This window comes from Streptomyces liliifuscus, from assembly GCF_016598615.1.
Taxonomy (GTDB): domain Bacteria; phylum Actinomycetota; class Actinomycetes; order Streptomycetales; family Streptomycetaceae; genus Streptomyces; species Streptomyces liliifuscus.
This window is the reverse complement of record NZ_CP066831.1, coordinates 6,480,798-6,498,724: the sequence shown is the minus strand read 5'-3', so window position 1 is coordinate 6,498,724 and position 17,927 is coordinate 6,480,798. Positions and strand designations below refer to the sequence as shown.

Genomic DNA, 17,927 nt, shown 5'->3' with positions numbered 1-17,927 from the left:
GGGCACTCTACGATCCGTCGCGTTCCAGCAGGCTCGGCTCCCCGGCGACCAGATCGGCCGCGTGTGTCGCGGTGACGGCACGGTCGAGAAAGCGGGTGAGCAGGTCCGCGTCGGTGCAGAGGTTGAGAGGTCGGAAAAGATGCTTGTCCTGACCAAAGTCGAGACCGCGGATGTCCAGGACACGCAGGATCGCTGCGGCCCAGGCCGCGAGATATCCCGCGGCGAAACCTGCGGCCCACTGGGCAGGGTGCTCCTTTGTGCCCGCGTCCGTGGAGGCTCTCAGCTGGGCCAGTTCCTCAAGGGGCAGAACTCCGCGCTGTCTGAAGTCCTCCAGCGAGTGCCGGAATTCGCCCGCCACCTTCTCCTTGGGGATGCCCAACGCGAGGCACGTCGTAGTGAACCGGAAGAGGTTGAACAACTCGTCCTCGGAGTCGTCCGTATCCTCCGAGCCGTCCGCCTGACCGCTCTCCGCCTCAGAACCGCCCATCCGGTCAGGCCCCTTCGGAGGGGCTCGACGGGACCTCCGGGTCCTCGGCAAACAGATCCTCGGCCCGCTCGACCGTACGGGAACGCTCCAGCCAGGCGTCCATGCGGTCGAGATCGGTGCAGGTGGTGATGCGCTCGCGCACGTCGGTCGGCACGGGGATGCCGCGCACGTCCAGTACAAGCAGGATCCCCTTCGCCTCCCCTTCAGCCCTGCCCTTGGCCTTACCCATCAAAGAAGCGCTGAAGTCGCCCTACTCCACCGTCACCGACTTCGCCAGGTTCCGCGGCTGATCCACCTCGTTGCCCCGGGCGGTGGCCAACTCGCACGCGAACACCTGCAAGGGAACGGTCGCCACCAGCGGCTGAAGCAACGTCGGTGTCGCAGGGATGCGGATCAGGTGATCCGCGTAGGGAACCACCGCCTCGTCCCCCTCCTCCGCGATCACGATCGTCCGAGCCCCCCGCGCCCGGATCTCCTGGATGTTCGACACGATCTTGTCGTGCAACACGGACCGCCCCCGAGGCGACGGCACGACGACAACCACCGGCAGATCCTCCTCGATCAGGGCGATCGGCCCGTGCTTCAGCTCCCCCGCCGCGAAGCCCTCGGCATGCATGTAGGCGAGTTCCTTGAGCTTGAGCGCGCCCTCCAGCGCCACCGGATACCCCACGTGCCGCCCCAGGAACAGCACCGTGTTCTTCCCGGCGAGGGACCGCGCAAGCTCCCGCACCGGCTCCATCGTCTCCAGCACCCGCTCGACCTCGCACGAGATCCGGGACAGGTCACGGACCACGGCCTGGATCTCGTCGCCCCATTTCGTCCCGCGGACCTGGCCCAGGTACAGGGCCACCAGGTAGCAGGCCACGAGCTGTGTCAGGAACGCCTTGGTCGAGGCGACCGCGACCTCAGGACCCGCGTGCGTGTAGAGCACCGCGTCGGACTCCCGCGGAATCGTCGACCCGTTGGTGTTGCAGACGGCCAGCACCCTGGCCCCCTGCTCCCGCGCGTGCCGCAGCGCCATCAGCGTGTCCATGGTCTCCCCGGACTGCGAGATGGCGATCACCAGCGTCCGCGCGTCCAGGATCGGATCCCGGTACCGGAACTCGCTCGCGAGTTCCACCTCGCACGGGATCCGCGTCCAGTGCTCGATGGCGTACTTGGCGATCAGCCCGGCGTGGAAGGCGGTCCCGCACGCCACCACCACGACCTTGTCGACCTCCCGCAGCTCGCTCGGGGAGATCCGGACCTCGTCGAGCGAGAGCGCCCCGCTCGCGTCGATCCGCCCGAGCAACGTGTCGGCGACGGCCTTCGGCTGCTCGGCGATCTCCTTGAGCATGAAGTAGTCGTAGCCGCCCTTCTCTGCGGCGGACACGTCCCAGTCGACGTGGTACGGGCGCACTTCGGCAGGTCGTCCGTCGAATCCGGTGACACTCACCGCGTCCCGCCGCAGCTCGACCACCTGGTCCTGTCCGAGCTCGATGGCGGACCGGGTGTGCGCGATGAACGCCGCGACATCGGAGGCGAGAAACGCCTCGCCCTCCCCGACCCCGACCACGAGCGGCGAGTTGCGCCGGGCCCCCACCACCACATCCGGCTCGTCGGCGTGCGCGGCGACCAGCGTGAAGGCGCCCTCCAGCCGCCGGCACACCAGCCGCATGGCCTCGGCGAGATCGGCGCACGCGGAGAACTCCTCGGCGAGCAGATGCGCGACGACCTCGGTGTCGGTCTCGGAGGTCAGCTCGTGCCCCCGCTCCGCCAACTCGGCGCGCAGGGCGGCGAAGTTCTCGATGATGCCGTTGTGGACGACGGCGACCCGCCCCGCGTTGTCGAGATGAGGATGGGCGTTCGCGTCGGTCGGCCCTCCATGGGTGGCCCACCGCGTGTGCCCGATGCCCGTGGACCCGGTCGGCAACGGCCGCTCGACCAGCTCCTTCTCCAGGTTGGCGAGCTTCCCGGCCTTCTTCGCGGCGGCCATCCCGCCGTCCGCGAGCACCGCGACGCCCGCCGAGTCGTAACCCCGGTACTCCAGCCGCTTCAGTCCGGCCACCACCACATCGAGCGCCGACTGCGACCCCACGTATCCCACGATTCCGCACATGGCGGCAGCCTAGATGCCGACGCCCGCCCCGCCCCGGCACCGCGTGCCCGATATCGGAAATTGGCGCCCGGAGAGCCCGGAACGCCCGGAGCAGCCCGAGCGCCCTGCTCCCCGCTCCCCTACTCGCCCCGCTCGATCCGGTCGATGGCCTCCTGCACCATCCCCAGGTACTCGACCTCCTCGCAGCGCGGCTTGCTGCCCATCTCGTACAGGTCGATGCAGTCGTAGAGGTACTCCCCCAGGTCCTCGTCCGGCAGGTCGACGGCCAGTTCGCTGCACACCCGGCCCTCGTGCTCCAGCGACGGGACCCCGGCCGCCGGACCCGGTCTGCGTCTGCCGAATCCACGCACGCGGAAACGCACGGCCATGACGACCACCCCAAACCCCCCAGAACACCGGAAGGCGGCTCGCTCCCGGATGGCGGGACGCTATCCCCGTACGACCCGGCGGTCCATACCCGCGGACGCCTCCGGACGCGTGTAGAACGCACCGACGTGACGGACTCCACCCGCCACCCTGTTCAAACTCCCGTAACAATGAACTGTGATCTCACCGGTCTCCTCGTTGCCGCGGAGCGCCCACCGGCCCAGGCCGGAGGCGACTCCCTACCTCGACCTCACCCGCTCCGAGTGGAGCGCGCTGCGTGAGAAGACGCCGCTGCCGCTGACCGCCGAGGAGGTGGAGAAGCTGCGCGGCCTGGGCGATGTCATCGACCTCGACGAGGTGCGGGACATCTACCTCCCGCTCTCCCGGCTCCTCAACCTCTACGTCGGCGCGACCGACGGCCTGCGCGGCGCCCTGAACACGTTCCTCGGCGAGAAGGGCTCCCAGTCCGGTACGCCGTTCGTGATAGGCGTCGCGGGCTCGGTCGCCGTCGGCAAGTCCACCGTCGCGCGCCTGCTGCAGGCCCTGCTGTCCCGCTGGCCGGAGCACCCGCGCGTGGAGCTGGTCACCACGGACGGCTTCCTGCTGCCGACCAAGGAGCTCCAGGCCCGCGGCCTGATGTCGAGGAAGGGCTTCCCCGAGTCGTACGACCGCCGGGCGCTGACCCGTTTCGTCGCGGACATCAAGGCGGGCAAGGACGAGGTGACGGCCCCCGTCTACTCGCACCTCATCTACGACATCGTCCCCGGCAGGCGGCTCACCGTCCGCCGCCCGGACATCCTGATCGTCGAGGGCCTGAACGTCCTGCAGCCCGCCCTCCCCGGCAAGGACGGCCGCACCCGCGTCGGCCTCGCCGACTACTTCGACTTCAGCGTGTACGTGGACGCCCGGGCCGAGGACATCGAGGCCTGGTACCTCAACCGCTTCCGCAAGCTGCGCGCCACCGCCTTCCAGAACCCGTCCTCGTACTTCCGCAAGTACACGCAGGTGTCGGAGGACGAGGCCCTCGACTACGCCCGGACGACCTGGCGCACGATCAACAAGGTGAACCTCCTGGAGAACGTGGCACCCACCCGCGGCCGCGCCACCCTGATCATCCGCAAGGGCCCGGACCACAAGGTGCAGAAACTGAGCCTGCGCAAGCTGTAGAGGAGCTGAAGGGCAGCTGCGAGGGCGATGCCCCGGTCCGTCATCCTCCGCGGCTACTCTGCGGGGCATGCTGCATCTCCGCCTGATCACCCCGGCCGACAGAACCGACGCCGTGGTCCGCCTGATCGAGAACACGGTCGGCACCACTCACCTGGCGGTCGTACCGGGTGCCGCCCGCAACCCCGCGGGCGACATCGTGATGGTCGACGTGGCGCGCGAGGCCGGCGACGAACTGATCGGCGGCCTGCGCGAGTTGGAGATCGACACGCACGGCTCGATCGCCGTCGAGAACATCGACCTGTCGCTGTCGGATCGTGCCGACAAGGCGGCGGACGACGCCCCCGGCGAGGGCGCGGACGCGGTCCTGTGGGAGCACCTGGCGGACGCGACGCACGAGGAGTCGACGCTCTCGGTCACGTACATCGCCTTCATCACGCTCGCCACGATGATCGCGGCGTGCGGTGTGGTGCTCGACAACGCGATCCTGATCGTGGGCGCGATGGCGGTGGGCCCGGAGTTCGGCCCGCTGGCGGGCTTCAGCACTGCCCTGGTCCAGCGGCACCCGCGCCTGGCCCTGCGCTCCCTGATCGCGCTGCTGGTGGGCTTCGCGGTGGCGATGGCGGTGACGGTCGCCTTCAGCCTCTTCATGGACGCCCTCGGCCTGTTCAGCGAGGCCCAGTTGGAGGGCGACCGCCCGAACACGGCCTTCGTCTACGCCCCGGACGCGTTCTCGTTCGTCGTGGCGGTCCTCGCGGGCATCGCCGGCACCCTCTCCCTGACCTCCGCCAAGTCGGGCCTCCTGGTCGGCGTCGCCATCTCCGTCACCACGGTCCCGGCCGCCGCCAACGCCGCCGTGGCCCTCAGCTACGGAGACACCACCCAAACCCTCGGCTCCACCAACCAACTCCTCCTGAACCTCCTGGGCATCGTCCTCGCAGGAACGCTGACCCTCCTGGCCCAGAAGTGGTTCTGGTCAAAGCAGAGAGCCCGCCCTTAGGGGCGCGGGGAACTGCGCAGCCTTTTGGGGCTGGGGCTGGGGCTGAGGCTGGGGTTGGGGGCGCGGGGAACTGCGCAATCCTTTGGCTTTCAGGGACGCGGGGAACTGCGCGACAAGCCACAACGAACCCGCACCCCGCAAAGAACAGCAGCCCCCGCCCCCAACCCGGCCCAAGGATCAACCGAGCGCGGACTTCACCGCATCAGCGAGCCGCCCAGCCACAGACCGAGCCTGATCAATATCCGCCGCCTCGACCATCACCCGAACCAACGGCTCGGTCCCGGAAGGCCGCAACAACACCCGCCCGGTGGCCCCGAGTTCCCGCTCGGCCTCACCCACCGCCGCGGCCAACTCCGCGGACGTCCCCACCCGCGACCGGTCGACATCCGGCACGTTGATGAGAACCTGCGGCAACCGCTCCATCACGGACGCGAGTTCCCGAAGCGTACGACCGGTCTGAGCGACCCGCGCCGCGAGCAGCAGCCCGGTCAACGTCCCGTCACCCGTGGTCGCGTGGTCAAGAATGATCACGTGTCCGGACTGCTCGCCGCCGAGCGCGAACCCGTGCTCCTTCATCTCCTCAAGCACATACCGGTCCCCGACCGCGGTCTGCACGAGGGACAGCCCCTCCCGCTCCATGGCCAGCTTGAACCCGAGGTTCGACATGACCGTCGCGACCACGGTGTCGGACCGCAGCTCGGAACGCTCCCGCATCGCGAGCGCGAGCACGGCGAGGATCTGGTCGCCGTCGACCTCGGCCCCCGTGTGGTCCACGGCGAGGCACCGGTCGGCGTCACCGTCGTGCGCGATGCCGAGAGCGGCCCCGTGCTCGATGACGGCGGCCTTCAGCAGACCGAGGTGGGTCGAGCCGCACCCGTCGTTGATGTTGAGCCCGTCCGGCTCGGCACCGATCGTGACGATCTCGGCGCCCGCGCGGGTGAAGGCCTCGGGCGAGACGCGGGCGGCCGCGCCGTGCGCCTCGTCGAGGACGACCTTCAGACCGTCCAGACGGTTCGGAACGGCCGTGAGGAGATGGGCGACGTACTGGTCGAAGCCCTCCTCGTACGAACGGACGCGGCCGACGCCCGAGCCGGTGGGCCGGTCCCAGGGAGCGCCGGTGCGGTGCTCCTCGTAGACGGCCTCGATCCGGTCCTCCAGCTCGTCGGCGAGCTTGTGTCCGCCGCGGGCGAAGAACTTGATGCCGTTGTCCGGCATGGCGTTGTGGCTGGCGGAGAGCATCACACCGAGGTCGGCGCCGAGCGCACCGGTGAGATACGCCACCGCGGGGGTCGGCAGGACGCCGACGCGCAGGACGTCCACGCCCGCGCTGGCGAGGCCCGCGACCACGGCGGCCTCCAGGAACTCCCCGGACGCGCGCGGGTCCCGTCCGACCACCGCCGTCGGCCGGTGGCCTTCGAAGGTTCCCGCTTCGGCCAGTACGTGCGCCGCCGCCACGGAGAGGCCGAGCGTGAGCTCGGCCGTCAGATCCGCGTTGGCGACACCGCGTACGCCGTCCGTCCCGAAGAGTCGTCCCACTGGTGTCCTCCGAACTTGCTCAGGCTTACTCAGAAACGTGCGGCTCAGGCCAGGGGTCCGGCTGCGGCCCTTGTCAGGGTCCGGCTACGACCCCTGTCAGGTATATCCCCCGGACCTGTATATCTCCCAGGTGCGTCGCAAGGCTGCCGCCTTGCAGGCCTGTCTCGAGGCAGACTTCCGGACCTGTTCCAAGGTTGTGGTAAACGAACGCCCCGGCGGCACAGAACGTGCCGCCGGGGCGTTTCGTGCAAAACAGCTGAGCGATATTTAGCGCTTGCTGTACTGCGGGGCCTTACGGGCCTTCTTGAGACCGGCCTTCTTGCGCTCGACCGCACGGTCGTCACGCTTGAGGAATCCGGCCTTCTTGAGGGCGCCGCGGTTGTTGTCCACGTCCGCCTCGTTCAGCGCGCGGGCCACGCCGAGGCGCAGGGCACCGGCCTGACCGGAGACGCCGCCACCCGAGATGCGGGCGACAACGTCGTAGCGGTCGTCGAGCTCGAGCACCTTGAAGGGCTCGTTGACTTCCTGCTGGTGCACCTTGTTGGGGAAGTAGTCCTCAAGGGTGCGACCGTTGATCTTCCACTTGCCGGAGCCCGGGACGATCCGGACGCGGGCGATGGCGTTCTTGCGACGGCCCAGGCCGGCGGCCGGCTGCGGGTCGCCGAAGCGGCCGGCGAGGGACTCCGAGGTGTACTCGCCCTCGACGGGCACCTCGGACTCGGTGGTGTACTGCTCGACGTCGACGAGCTCGGTCTCAGTCTCTTCGACCGGCTGCTCAACGGTGGTCTCGGCCACGATTCTCCTCAGATTCTTTTTCGTCTTAGGGGGTGGCCGGAACTACTGCGCGACCTGGGTGATCTCGAACGGCACCGGCTGCTGAGCAGCGTGCGGGTGCTGGTCGCCCGAGTAGACCTTCAGCTTCGAGAGCACCTGACGGCCCAGGGTGTTCTTGGGGATCATGCCCTTGATGGCCTTCTCGACGGCCTTCTCGGGGTTCTTCGCCAGCAGCTCGTCGTAACGGACGGAGCGCAGACCACCCGGGTAACCGGAGTGGCGGTACGCCAGCTTCTGGGTCTTCTTGTTGCCGGAGAGGTGCACCTTGTCGGCGTTGATGATGATGACGAAGTCACCAGCGTCGACGTGGGGGGCGTAGATCGGCTTGTGCTTGCCCCGGAGGATGTTCGCGGCGGTGGTCGCCAGACGGCCCAGGACGACATCCTGAGCGTCAATGACATACCACTGGCGAGTGATGTCGCCGGGCTTGGGGCTAAACGTACGCACTTCGTAGCCTTCGCTTCTTCAGTGGATGGGTCCTGACACATGGCATCACTGAAGCGATCGTGCAGCTGGGGACGACAATGCCGGGAACGCTGCCCGTATGCCGCCCACTGGTAACTGCTCCAGGGAACCTACGTAAGGGCCTCTCGCGTGAGAACGACCAAGCCGATACGCATAACGAAGTGCAAGAGTACTCGCGCCGCCCCAGAAGGGTCAAAACGAGTGACGCCGCCCAGCCCCCGCGGCTGTGGGCAGGCGTCCCGCAGGGCGGGACTGGTGGGCACAGCCCCAGGCTCCGGGTGCCCGTGAAAGCAACCGAACGGCAACCGCACCCGCGAGCAGACACAGCGTAAGCGAGTCCCGAAAAGCCCGCCGGGTCACGGGCTCCAGGTAGGGCAGGGCAAGCCCTGGAACCTGCGGCACGAGCGCCACCCAGAACCACGCCCCCCGGGCCACGCTCCCCGCCTCCATCACCCCCGCGAGCAGCACCGGAAGAACCACCAGCAGATAGTGGTCGTACGAGGGCCGGGACACCAGGAACGCCGACAGCATCAACATCACCCCCGTGTCGACGACCTTCCCCTCCCGCCGCCAGCACCGATACGCACACCACACCCCGACCCCGGCGGCCCCGCAGGCCACCAGCACGGCAACCCCCTCAGGCACCCCCACCCGCGGCAGCACAGCCGCGGGCGACGCCTCATAGAGCCGTACGAACGCGTCGTCCCCCCGCAGCAGAAACGGCAACGTCCGCGTGAAGAACCCCGCGGGATCCGGCATCAGCAGCGCCGCACCCCCGGACACCACCGCGGGCACGAGAACCACCGGTGCGAGCCCCCGCCACCGCCGCGCGAAGACGAAGAGCAGCACCAGAGGCACCAGCAGCGGTTTCACGGCGATCGCGGCGCCGATCACGACCCCCGCCGCACCCCACCTCCCCCGGCTCGCGAGGAGCAGGGCGAACGGCAGCGCCACGACCGCGACGACGGTCCAGTTCCCGAGCCGCACGAGATGCCCGAAGGGCGCGAACCCGAGGGCGAGCCCGGTCAGGCCGAGCACGGCGAACCGGCTCCGCCACGGGACCCCGTACAGCCGCAGCGCGCACGCCCAGCCGGCGACGAGCCCGCCGGTGACGGCGAGGGGGACGAGGAGCCGCAGTACACCCCAGGGCAAAAGGGCCTGCGGAACGGCGGCCAGCACCGCTCCGGGCAAATAAAGAAAGTGCGGATCGTCATACGGGGATCCACCGTCGAGCCAGGCCCTCGCGGCCCGTACGACGATGGCGTTGTCCATACCCCCGTCCCGTGTACGCAGGGACGTCTCGGCCGCGCCGGCTCCGAGCGCGACCCCCAGAACGACCCACGCGTGCCAGGACGCGGCTCGTACCAACCACCCTGAGATGCCCCCTTTGGCCTCATTCACGCTTGACACGCTAGGGGTTCCGGTGCTGCAAGAGACGGACCAGCACACCCCATGTCCCGTCTAAGATGCGCCCCATGAGCTTTGGGCAGGGGGGACCCTCGTGGGGTTCCGGGGGATCAGGTTCTCAACCGCCGCAGTGGGGCGGTCAGTCACCCGACTGGGCGGCGCTGGCCGAGGCGTCCGAAACGCGCAATCGGCGCCGCAGATGGCTGCTGATCGGCGGAGGCGCGCTCGCCACGGTCGCGGTCGGCACCGCCGTCGCCATGGCCGTGGTCTCGGCGGACGGCAACGAACAGGCGTCGAACAGGCCTGCCTCCGAGCTGCCCACGTCCGCGGCCATCCCGTCGGACACCACGGGCACCGGCCCGTCCTTCGCGGAGACGTCGGCGCCGCCGCCGCTGGATCCGAAGGACTTCATAGGCAACGTCAAGAAGGACACCGCGCCGCTCGCCCCGGACCTTCTCTTCCCGGGTACGCAGCTGACGATGGGTGAGACCGTCTACAAGAAGGGCGCGATGGCGTCCACGAAGAACTGCGCGTCGGCCGCCCAGGGCACGCTCGGCCCGGTTCTCACCAAGAACGACTGCACCCGGTTCATGCGCGTCACGTACGCCAAGGACGGGATCGCCGTGACCGTGGGCGTGGCCGTCTTCGACGCCGAGGGCCAGGCCCTCAAGGCGAAGAACGACGCCGACGCCAAGAGCGTCGTCCAGTCCCTGGCCGGCGAGGGCGTCCCCACCTTCTGCCGCTCGGCGATCTGCCGCTCGACCACCAACTCGTACGGCCGCTACACGTACTTCACGGTCGCCGGTTTCACCAACGGCAAGGACGTGACCCAGAAGGACTCCAAGGTCTTCACCACCGGCGACGACCTGGCCGAGTTCACCTTCCGGCAGATCCACCGCCGCGGCGAGGCCCAGGCGTCGGCGGCCGCGAACCAGTAGACCTGGTTCGACCGGCGGAACGGCCGCCGGAGAACAGAACGGCGGCCCGCCCCCCGGCAGGCCGCCGTCCCGTATCTACTCGCCTACTGCTGCTCGCACTTCCGCATGCCTGGTCGCGTTGCGCATGCCTACTTGTGCTTGAGCCGCAGCTTCACCGGCACCACGGCCGACTCCAGCTGGGTGCGCAGGGTCATCTTCGAGACGCCCTCGGTCCGCTCCTCGAAGCGGATCGGGATCTCCACGGCCGCGTGACCGGCCCGTACGGCCTTGAACTTGAGCTCGACCTGGAAGCTGTAGCCGGCGCTGTCCAGGGAGTGCAGGTCGACGTCGCGCAGGGTCTGGGCCGACCAGAGGTTGAAGCCCGCGGTGATGTCGCGGATCTTCGTGCCGAGCACCGTACGCGCGTAGCGGTTGGCGAAGCGGGACAGCAGCACCCGGTGCGCGCCCCAGTCGTCGTCGAGCTGGCCCCCCTCGACGTACCGGCTGCCGATGACCAGGCCGACGCCCGAGGCCACGGCGGTGCCGAGCATGCGTGGGACCGCTTCCACGGGGTGGCTGCCGTCGGCGTCCATCTGGACGACGTACTGCGCGCCCTCGTCGACGGCGGCGCTCATGCCGGCGACGTACGCACGCCCCAGGCCGTCCTTCTCGGTGCGGTGCAGCACGCTCATCCGGCGCTGCCCGTCCCAGTTGTACTTCTCCGCCAGCTCCTCGGCGATGCGTCCTGTACCATCCGGACTAGAGTCGTCCACTATCTTCAAGTGGAGCCCGTTCAGCGGCAGTTGAAGCACAGCCTCGGCCATTCTCGGCAGATTGGCGGCTTCGTTGTACGTAGGCATCACCACGGTGACAGCCACGTCCGCCCCCACGTCGTACGACATCTCTTTCCCTCCCCATTTCTCTGTTCGCCCCCCACCGGACGCGGGACTGGCCCCGCGTCCGGCAACCCAACTCAGGTATGCACCTTGCGCTTGGCGGCGTCGTCCTTTTCCTCGGACGAGTCGTCCGTCGCCGCGCGTGTCCTTTCGAGGAGCACGAGCTGGAGGTATTTGAGCTTCTTGGTCTTCACGACCTTGAAGCTTCGCTGGATCACGGTCGCCGACGTCTTCGGCATGCCGCTGAACGGCTTCCCGTCGAGCGTGGTCGACACGAGCCAGAGCCGGTCGGCCTTGGCCAGACACTTGGCGGGATGCGGGCACTCGGCCGCGTCGAACGAGCCCCGCTCCTGCGGTGTGCGGTACATCAGCCAGTCCTTGGGACGGCCCGAGTCGTCGCGCAGCTCGTAGGCCATGGCCCGGCGCTCGGTCTGCACACCGCTGAAGACGATGCCGTCGCCCTTCTTCTGCCCGGCCTCGATGAGCTGCGCGGCGCCCCGGTAGTCCGGCTCGCCCAGCGCGTTCTGCCGGGTCTCACGGATGCCCGGCAGCGACTGGAAGGCGATCCCGGCGACCGTGGCCGCCACGAGCACCCAGCCGAAGCCGCGTCTGGCCGCCGCCCCCGTACCGGCCTTCGCACCGGCCACCGGGCCGGCGATCCGGACCACGGCGACGGCGGCGAGCAGCACCCACGCGGGCGCCGTGAACAGCAGATAGCGCGGCAGGAAGAGGTGCAGCTGCGCGGCGGTGACATAGGTCACCAGCGGCGGCAGCACGATCCAGGCGGCCAGCGGAAGGGCCAGCCGGCCCGCGAAGAACAGCCCGACCGTGCCGAGTGCCATCACCGGTACGGCCACCGCCCAGGAACCGAAGAGGTTCATGGGGAAGTCCATCAGGTCGTCGATGCCGGGGTTGTTCCAGGCGATCTGACCGCTCTGCCCCGAGCCCGAGACGGCCATCGGGACGACGAAGCACATGCCCAGCGTGAAGGCCGCCGTGTACGCCCAGCCCACGATCTTGTCGCCCGCGCGGCGCGCGATCACGATCATCACGAGATGTGCGCCGAGCACCGCCATCGAGGCCAGGTGGCTCCAGCCGATCAGCGGCACCGACAGCGTGTAGGCGACCCAGACCTTGAACGACGGCTTGTCCAGCGCCCGCGCGAGCAGCAGCGTCGACAGCAGCACCGCCGCCACGGCGAAGGCGTACGGCCGGATCTCCTGCCCGAACCGGGTCGTGACCGGCACGACGGCGAAGGCCAGCCCCGCGAGGATGCCCGCCTGTGTGGTGAACAGCCGCCGCCCGAGCAGGGCGAGCAGCCCTGCCGAGGCCGCCATGGCCACCGCACCCGGGATGCGCATCGCGGTCGGGGAGTCCCCCGCCACCGCGAGCCACATGTGCATGAACACGTAGTACGGCGTGAACACCACGTCGATCGAGCGGATCAGCAGGCTCAGGTCGTGGAACGACAGCGTGGCCGCCCACCAGGTGGCGTGCTCGTCCCGCCACAGCTGGCGGTCGCCGATGCCGCGCCAGATCATGGCGAAGGCGAGCGTCGTGGGCAGCAGAAACGTCACGGCAGTGGCGAGCCGGCCGCCCTTCGACTCCTCGGGCTCGTCCTCCCCCGGCTCGTCGGCGGACGGCTCCGGGTCGACCGGCGCCGGCGCGACGGGCTCGGCGGCCTGCGCCTGCTGCTGCCCGGGCGCGGTGTAGGCGCCCTGATCGGTGTACTGGCCGGGGTCGGCGTACTGACCGGGGGCCGCCGCGTACGCGTCCTGTGCCGGGTCGGCATAGGCGCCCTGACCAGGACCGCCGTAGCCGCCCTGACCGTCGGCGTACGCGCCCTGTCCCGCGTAGGCGCCCTGACCCGCGTACGGATCATGGCCACCCTGGGCATCGGGGTATCCGCCGCCGTACGGCGGAGAGGCATTGACACTCATCGCTTCACCCAAATCCGGAACGCGCCGTCGCCCTTGCTGGTGGTGAAGCGCGACACGGCTGCCAGGCGGTAGTGGGAATTGCCGCGCAGCGCGTCGGTCACGGCCGTATCGACCTCCGGCGTGACCGTCCCGCGCAACACGATGACGTCGAACTTGGCGTCCTTGACCGCGGCACGGTAGGCATCGGGGCCGGAGTGCTGCTTGCCCTTCTTGTCCTTGTAGTCCATGCCGAACGTGCTCTGCCACTGGTCGTAGTCGGTCTTGTCCCGCAGGTAGTACGCGGGGACCTCGTGCTCCTCGGCGAGGTAGCTGCCCTTGCGGTCGACCATGTTGCGCAGGATCGCCGTCATCTCCTTGGAGTCCGGGAAGCTGTACGCCTGCTGGGACTGCACCATGCCGAACACCAGCGTCAGGACGTAGAGCATGATCCCGAGCTGCGGGTGCCGGAAGTGCGGGCCGACGAGCCGGGACATGCCGAGGCCCGCCATCGGTCCGGCGAAGAGCAGACCGAAGCCCACGTGCTTGAAGAGCGAGATCTCGGTCTGCAGGTGGATCTGGTAGGCCGGGGCGAGCAGCGCGGTGCCGGTCAGCACCACACCGAGCGAGATCCGCCGGAATTTGCCCGGGCCCTTCTTGTCGACCCACGGCATCTCGCCCATGCTCGGGCGGATCACATAGGCGATGGAGCCGCCGAGCGCGGCGAGGAACATCAGCCCGCCCCACTCGGAGCTGTGCTGCAGGATCGTCGCCGCCGTGTCGGCGCCCTTGGCACGGTCGGTGGTGGTCTGGCTGATACCGCCGAGCGACCCGGTGTAGAGGTAGGAGGCGACCAGCATGGCGAGCATCGCCCCGCCGAACAGCACACCGCGCGCGAGCGCGAGCAGCCCGCGGTGGCGGTAGGCGGTCAGTACCGCCAGGACCACCAGGGTCGGCAGGTACAGACCCGCCGCGTACTTGGTGCCGAAGGCCAGGAAGGCCGGGGGCGCCGCGAGCACGACCATCAGGATGTGCGACCTGCCGGTCCGTACGACGATCCAGAACGCCAGGGCGAGCAGGAAGATCGCCGCCGCGTCGAAGGTGGCGAAGTTGCCGAGGAACACCGTCGACTGGATGACCGAGAAGAGGGCCGCCGCGCCGAGCGCCGCCCGGACGTTGAACATCCGGCGGGTCGTCGCGTACAGCAGCGCGGTCGCGCCGAGCATGAAGAAGAGGCTGACGATGCGCACTCCGGCGAGCCCGGCCACGCTGTCGACCATGGCCGCGAGCACCGGGTACAGCTTCGGATAGCCCGAGAAGTAGCCCTCGAAGTCACCCGGCACGGGCGTGCCGTGCAGGATGTTCCCGACCTCGTAGTGACCGGCCGCGATGTAGAGCGCCTCGTCCTGGAACGCGGTGCCGCGCAGCCGCAGCGAGAGCCCGGTCTGGATCAGCAGGACGCAGAGCATCACCCAGCGGCCCAGCAGCTTGCTCCGCCCGCCGTCCACCGCCCACGCCGACTCCTGCACGGGCGGCAGCGTGTATCCCGGCTTCTCCGACTCCGCCTCGGGCTCCACGGACGCGGGAGCCGCCTCCGGCTCGACCGCGGTGTACGAGGCGTACGGGTCGTACGGCGCGTACGTGTCGTAGGTCTGCTGGTCCGGGTACGAGGACGTCCGGTCGTGGACGTCGAAGCGCCAGCTGCCCGTCTCCGTGACATAGCCGCCCTGGTAGGCCTGCTCCTGGTACGGAGGGTAGGTCGGCTGTACCCGGGGACGGGTCTGGGCCTGCTGCGCGTACTGCCGCAGGCTCTCCTGCTGCGCGTACCGCCGCTGGTCCTCGTCGGTGGGGGTGGGGGCGTACTGCTGCTGGTTTCCGTGGCCGTACTGCTGGTGCTGCTGATTCTGTTGGTGCTGCTGGTACTGCTCGTTCTGCTGCGGGTACCCGTTGTCGGCGTACTGCTGCTGCCCCTGCGCCTGCCCCTGTCCCTGGGCATGGCTCTGCCCCTGGCCCTGCTGCTGTCCGTACCCGTACTCGTCGTGCAACTCGGAGTCGTCCGCCCAGGTGGGCGTGCGTCGGTCGCTCATGGCTTCGTCACATCGAATCCGAAGCTCGAGTTCGCCGCCTGCTGCTTGAAGGTCTTCTCCGACAGCGGACCGCTGTTGATGCGCCAGTCCGTCTCCTTGTCGAAGTTGAACCAGACGAACCCGATGACGTCGTCGCGCTGCACGGTCCCCTGGAAGAGGGACTTGATGTCGGCGGGCTTGCGCTCACCGGCCTGCGCGGCGGTCTCCGCGATGATGAACGGCTTGTTCGTGAAGCCGCGGATCTGCGTCATCGTCGGCCCGTACAGCGTCTGGTACGTGTTGGGGCCGGTGGCCGCGTAGTAGCCGATGACACCGACCCAGTCGACGTAGTCGTCGCCCGGCCAGTACGGCTTGAGCTTCACCTTCGGCATCGGGTGGGTCACGTTCGGGCTCCACACCCAGATGACCTGGGTGGCGCCCTCGTCGTCGAAGATGTCGTGGATGTGCTTGTACGCGGCGGTGAAGTCGGCGGCGCTGGTCTTCTTGGTGCCCCACGGGTACCAGAAGCCGTTCATCTCGTGCGCGAAGCTGATCGCGACGGGCAGGTTCAGCTCCTTGACGGACTTCGCGTACTCACGGATGTACTCGTCCTCCTTGCCGGAGGCGATGTCCTTCATGCTGGTCTCGAAGGGCTCCCAGGCGATGAACGCGACAGAGCCGTAGTCCCAGGAGTTCTTCACGAGCTCCTGCTCGTACTGGTCGCCCCAGGCGGAGTAGAACTCGATCAGGTTGGGCTTCTTGCCGGCGCGCTTCGCGAAGTCCTTGACGGCGTTCATCTTGGCGGGAGCGCCGTCGGCGGCCACGCCCAGGTACTTCTTCTTCGGGTCCAGCAGCGGCCGCACGTCGTACGGCGGCTCCGGCTTCGCGGACTCACTGGCCTCACCGGTGCCCTCGGCACCCGGCTGCTCGCCCTGTCCGCGCTCGTACTGGTCGCGGCCCTCCTCGGAGAACGTGCTGCACCCGGCCAGCAGCGCACCGGCGATGAGCGTGGCGGCGAGCGCCCGCACGGGACGTGATGCCCGCACTCGGCGTACGGAAAAACTCATGCGGTCGCTTCCTGCACTTCCTGGGCACGCGGCTGTACGAGGACACGGCCGACGACCATCGCGTAGAAGAGGCCGGCGGACAGCATCAGCGCGAAGTCCGGCGGATAGAGGGTGAGCATGCGCCAGGCGGCGACGATGATCCACAGGACGGCGGTGCCGCCGGTCCAGAAGATCATGCAGTTCCAGTAGCGGCGCATGCCGTTCTTCTTGGCGCCCGCCGAGCCCGTGGGCTTCCAGCCCATCGGACGGCCCCGCATCACGTCCCAGACCGCGAAGACGTGCGACCACCCGTACATGATCCGGACGGCCCAGGCCTCTAGTCGGTAGGGCGCCCGGTGCCACAGCGGCAGGACCAGCGTCACGTACGCGACGCTCGGCAGCACCCACAGGGCGGCCTCGGCGCGCAGCAGGTCGGGCCGCAGGATCATCAGGGCGAGCGGGATGACCGGCGCGATGAACGTGGCGAGCGCGGTCTGAAGGTAGTAGAGGAACCCCGACACATAGCAGAGCCGGGTCTTGAACTTGAGGTCCATCTCCCAGAACCGCTTGCTGGTGAGGAGCTCCAGGGAGCCCATGCACCAGCGGTACTGCTGGTTGTGGAAGGCACCGGCCGTGTCCGGGCACACGCCGGCGGACAGCGCGACGGGCACATAGCGCAGCTTCCAGCCGAGCGCCCTGAGGTCGAAGCCGGTGTACATGTCCTCGGAGTGCTCGATCAGCGTGATGCCGTTGGTCTGCTCCAGGGCCGCGCGCCGGTAGATCGCGCACGAGCCGACGCAGATGGAGCCGTCCTTGTCCTCACGGGAGGTCTGCACGGACCGGTAGAACTGCTCCTGCACGGCGCCCGCGCCGCGCTCGATCCAGTTCTGCGCGTCGACGATGCGGAAGAACTGCGGCGACTGCACGATGGCGCACTTCTCGTCGTCGTCCATGTGCGGCAGCAGCTCGTCGAGCAGGTCGGCGCGCGGCGCGAAGTCGGCGTCCAGGATCAGGATGTGGTCGCCGTGGGTCTTCTCGAAGGCGTGGTTGAGGTTGCCGGCCTTCTTGAACCAGCCGCGGTTCTCGCGCACCACGTAGTTGAACCCGAAGTCGCGGGCCATCGCCCCGACCTCTTCCTCGGCCGCGTCGTCCAGGACGTACGTGTTCACGACACCCTGGTAGCTGTCCGCGAGGCGGTTCACATGGACCCAGGTGTTGTGGAGCACCTCCAGGGGCTCACCGCACACCGGCAGGAAGATGTCCACGCTCGGGTACACGGCCGGCCGCCACTGGCGTACGAGACGCTTGTGGCCCTTGATGTCGAAGTCCTTGCTGAGCCCGTCGAGGTACAACGAGATCAGGTAGTCCGCGATGATGAACGCCAGCAGCGGCAGCGTCAGCCAGAACCACGGACTCGACGCCGTGAACAGGAACTGGCTCATCGCCAGACACGCGAAGCTGATCAGCGAACCGACCGTCAGCACCCACAGGTACCGACGGGAGTACGAGTACTTCTCGACGTCGTCAGGCGGCGTCGGCAGGAGCCCATGACTCTGCGGCGTCCTTTTTCGTTTCCTGTTCTGCGGAACACGAGCAGTCCCCACTGCACTCATGCAAAACCCCCGGGGCCGTTGCGGCCCGTTACCCCCACCCGAACTCGGCCAACCCCTAATCGAACCTTCAGCCGAGCAGCGGAATCATAACCGAGTTTCAGAGGTTACGTCCGAAC

General features: G+C 68.7%; 16 protein-coding genes. 3 read left to right on the top strand and 13 right to left on the bottom strand.

Translation table 11 applies throughout. The features are described 5' to 3' along the window. Positions 1 to 7: 7 nt before the first annotated feature. The 4 genes from JEQ17_RS28110 to JEQ17_RS28095 all read right to left on the bottom strand — a co-directional run bounded on the left by JEQ17_RS28110 (position 8) and on the right by JEQ17_RS28095 (position 2,953). Positions 8 to 487, bottom strand: a complete 480-nt coding sequence (locus JEQ17_RS28110; RefSeq protein ID WP_200397768.1) for a hypothetical protein — start codon at positions 485 to 487, stop codon at positions 8 to 10. Positions 488 to 491: 4 nt separating this feature from the next. After that, positions 492 to 716, bottom strand: a complete 225-nt coding sequence (locus JEQ17_RS28105; RefSeq protein WP_200397767.1) for a hypothetical protein — start codon at positions 714 to 716, stop codon at positions 492 to 494. Between the two features lie 21 nt (positions 717 to 737). After that, positions 738 to 2,585, bottom strand: a complete 1,848-nt coding sequence (glmS, locus tag JEQ17_RS28100) for a glutamine--fructose-6-phosphate transaminase (isomerizing) (RefSeq protein ID WP_200397766.1) — start codon at positions 2,583 to 2,585, stop codon at positions 738 to 740. Positions 2,586 to 2,704: 119 nt separating this feature from the next. Then, positions 2,705 to 2,953, bottom strand: coding sequence for a hypothetical protein (locus JEQ17_RS28095; RefSeq protein ID WP_200402120.1), 249 nt, complete (start codon positions 2,951 to 2,953; stop codon positions 2,705 to 2,707). 175 nt (positions 2,954 to 3,128) lie between these two features. Between JEQ17_RS28095 and coaA the strand changes: the two genes are divergently transcribed. Continuing rightward, entirely contained in the window at positions 3,129 to 4,118 is a 990-nt protein-coding gene (gene coaA / locus JEQ17_RS28090) for a type I pantothenate kinase (protein ID WP_200397765.1), read from the top strand. A 67-nt stretch (positions 4,119 to 4,185) separates the two neighbouring features. Next, positions 4,186 to 5,115 (top strand): DUF389 domain-containing protein, encoded by a 930-nt coding sequence (locus JEQ17_RS28085; protein ID WP_200397764.1) that lies wholly within the window; start codon positions 4,186 to 4,188, stop codon positions 5,113 to 5,115. Positions 5,116 to 5,292: 177 nt separating this feature from the next. Here JEQ17_RS28085 and glmM read toward each other — a convergent pair whose 3' ends face one another. From glmM to JEQ17_RS28065, 4 genes are all read right to left on the bottom strand, one after another. Further along, positions 5,293 to 6,651 carry a phosphoglucosamine mutase gene (gene glmM, locus JEQ17_RS28080; RefSeq protein ID WP_200397763.1) on the bottom strand — a complete coding sequence of 453 codons (1,359 nt, stop codon included), beginning with the start codon at positions 6,649 to 6,651 and terminating at the stop codon, positions 5,293 to 5,295. Between the two features lie 267 nt (positions 6,652 to 6,918). Continuing rightward, entirely contained in the window at positions 6,919 to 7,446 is a 528-nt protein-coding gene (gene rpsI / locus JEQ17_RS28075; protein WP_055614905.1) for a 30S ribosomal protein S9, read from the bottom strand. Between the two features lie 42 nt (positions 7,447 to 7,488). Then, positions 7,489 to 7,932 (bottom strand): 50S ribosomal protein L13, encoded by a 444-nt coding sequence (gene rplM / locus JEQ17_RS28070; protein ID WP_055614906.1) that lies wholly within the window; start codon positions 7,930 to 7,932, stop codon positions 7,489 to 7,491. A 210-nt stretch (positions 7,933 to 8,142) separates the two neighbouring features. After that, on the bottom strand, positions 8,143 to 9,351 hold the full coding sequence (locus JEQ17_RS28065) for a glycosyltransferase family 87 protein (RefSeq protein WP_407700085.1): 1,209 nt from the start codon (positions 9,349 to 9,351) through the stop codon (positions 8,143 to 8,145). Between the two features lie 74 nt (positions 9,352 to 9,425). Between JEQ17_RS28065 and JEQ17_RS28060 the strand changes: the two genes are divergently transcribed. Further along, positions 9,426 to 10,295 (top strand): hypothetical protein, encoded by an 870-nt coding sequence (locus tag JEQ17_RS28060; protein WP_383391659.1) that lies wholly within the window; start codon positions 9,426 to 9,428, stop codon positions 10,293 to 10,295. Between the two features lie 128 nt (positions 10,296 to 10,423). Here the strand turns inward: JEQ17_RS28060 and JEQ17_RS28055 are convergent, their stop codons facing one another. From JEQ17_RS28055 to JEQ17_RS28035, 5 genes are all read right to left on the bottom strand, one after another. Further along, a complete protein-coding gene (locus tag JEQ17_RS28055; protein ID WP_200397761.1) occupies positions 10,424 to 11,176 on the bottom strand; it encodes a polyprenol monophosphomannose synthase in 753 nt (250 codons plus the stop codon). A 71-nt stretch (positions 11,177 to 11,247) separates the two neighbouring features. Beyond that, the gene (locus JEQ17_RS28050; RefSeq protein ID WP_200397760.1) at positions 11,248 to 13,110 is read right to left on the bottom strand and encodes a glycosyltransferase family 39 protein; all 1,863 of its coding nucleotides are present in this window, start codon (positions 13,108 to 13,110) and stop codon (positions 11,248 to 11,250) included. Beyond that, positions 13,107 to 15,173, bottom strand: a complete 2,067-nt coding sequence (locus JEQ17_RS28045) for an ArnT family glycosyltransferase (RefSeq protein ID WP_200397759.1) — start codon at positions 15,171 to 15,173, stop codon at positions 13,107 to 13,109. The genes JEQ17_RS28050 and JEQ17_RS28045 overlap by 4 nt, the downstream gene beginning before the upstream one ends. Further along, positions 15,170 to 16,219 carry a glycoside hydrolase family 26 protein gene (locus JEQ17_RS28040; protein WP_200397758.1) on the bottom strand — a complete coding sequence of 350 codons (1,050 nt, stop codon included), beginning with the start codon at positions 16,217 to 16,219 and terminating at the stop codon, positions 15,170 to 15,172. Before JEQ17_RS28040 ends, JEQ17_RS28045 begins: the two co-directional genes overlap by 4 nt. Continuing rightward, the gene (locus JEQ17_RS28035) at positions 16,216 to 17,811 is read right to left on the bottom strand and encodes a glycosyltransferase family 2 protein (protein ID WP_200397757.1); all 1,596 of its coding nucleotides are present in this window, start codon (positions 17,809 to 17,811) and stop codon (positions 16,216 to 16,218) included. The genes JEQ17_RS28040 and JEQ17_RS28035 overlap by 4 nt, the downstream gene beginning before the upstream one ends. Between the last annotated feature and the right edge of the window lie 116 nt (positions 17,812 to 17,927).